The following is a 1,378-nucleotide window of genomic DNA, read 5'->3' as shown; positions in this document are numbered from 1 at the left end:
ACCGTTGCCAAAATCTTATAAAAAGTTATAAAACTTTGTTTTATTCCTGCTTCATCATACCCACTTTTGCCGAAGCTAATCATGTTTGATATAGTATTCCACAGGCTTAAAGTCGGATACAACGCATCCTACATCCTGTAACTATCTTTTAAGATGATTGTGTTACAGGCACTTCATAGTGTTCTAAATTTATGGAAGCATTATAATCTCTATCTATAACAAGCCCACATTCAGGACATATATAAGTTCTGTCGGATAACTTTAAGTCTTTTCTGATATATCCGCAATGAGAACACATCTTAGAAGACGGATAAAATTTATCTGCTTCAATAAATTGTATTCCATATTTCTCACATTTATATCTTAACGTTTCTTTAAACTTATATAAACATTGTTCCTGTATTGCTTTAGATAAATGTTTATTCTTCATCATACCGGAGATATTTAATGTTTCCATAATTATTCTACGAGGTTTGGTTTTCACTATCGTAGAAGTTGACTGATGAATATAATTATTTCTTATATTCTTCAATCTCCTATGAAGCAATTTTATCTTTCTTTCAAGTTTTATAATATTATTAGTTTTGGCGAACTTCTCTCCTTCCTTATTGATTAAATATTTCCTTGACACCTGTCTTTGAAATCTTTTTAACTTCTTTTTTAGTTTCTTAACCTTTTTAGTCTTATTAATGTTCTTAAATTTTATACCATTACTGCATATAGCCAGAGAGCTAATTCCCACATCGATTCCTATAGATTTATCAGATAATTCCCGACCATCAACTTTCTCATCAATACCTGCAGATATATACCAGTATTTCCCATCATGAGTTATCCTCGGATTATAATATTTTATCTTATCTGATTTTACCGGAATTCTATTGTCTTCCGACAATTCAATCCATCCTACTTTTTCTATAAGAACTGATGTTTCTTTTACTGATAATTTATGAGTATCATTATAGAAAGATGGTATTGACTTCTTTCTACTCTTAAATTTAGGGAAGTTTGACTCCTTATTAAAAAATTTCTTAAAAGCATTGCAACAGTCTTTTATCGCCTGTTTTGGGATTTGTGCAGATATATTATTTAACCATTTATATTCTTCTGATTTCTTTAATTCAGTCAATTCTTTCCTCATTACTCCATCCGGTATAAATTTACCACCATTTTTATAATTATTAATTTGCTTATCCAAACACCAATTGTATGCCCATCTTGCCGTACCGGATGACTGCCACAATAATTTCTCTTGCTCTTTATCAGGAATTAACCTGACTTTGACTCCTGTTATCATCAGAAATCAACTCCCTGATCATCTGTTTACCTTTATTAGCTTTTTTGCCCTGTAATTTACAACTAAATAAAGTCATTATCC

General features: G+C 30.6%; 2 protein-coding genes. Both read right to left on the bottom strand.

The window, feature by feature from the left end:
* Window positions 1-148: 148 nt before the first annotated feature.
* Complete coding sequence (locus AB1414_20965) at window positions 149-1,297, bottom strand: transposase (protein ID MEW6609883.1); 1,149 nt, start codon at window positions 1,295-1,297, stop codon at window positions 149-151.
* Window positions 1,263-1,378, bottom strand: a 116-nt coding sequence (locus AB1414_20960; GenBank protein MEW6609882.1) for an IS607 family transposase, incomplete at its 5' end; no start/stop codon positions are given. The genes AB1414_20960 and AB1414_20965, both read right to left, overlap by 35 nt.

The sequence above is a fragment of the bacterium genome (genome assembly GCA_040755795.1).
In the GTDB taxonomy this organism is placed as follows: Bacteria; UBA9089; CG2-30-40-21; order CG2-30-40-21; family SBAY01; genus JBFLXS01.
The sequence above is the reverse complement of the archived record's forward strand: the minus strand, read 5'-3'. Positions and strand labels throughout refer to the sequence as shown.

Bases quoted from the DNA above. Each gene is read 5' to 3' on its own strand.
- AB1414_20965 (MEW6609883.1), bottom strand. From the start codon at position 1,297: ATGATAACAGGAGTCAAAGTCAGGTTAATTCCTGATAAAGAGCAAGAG.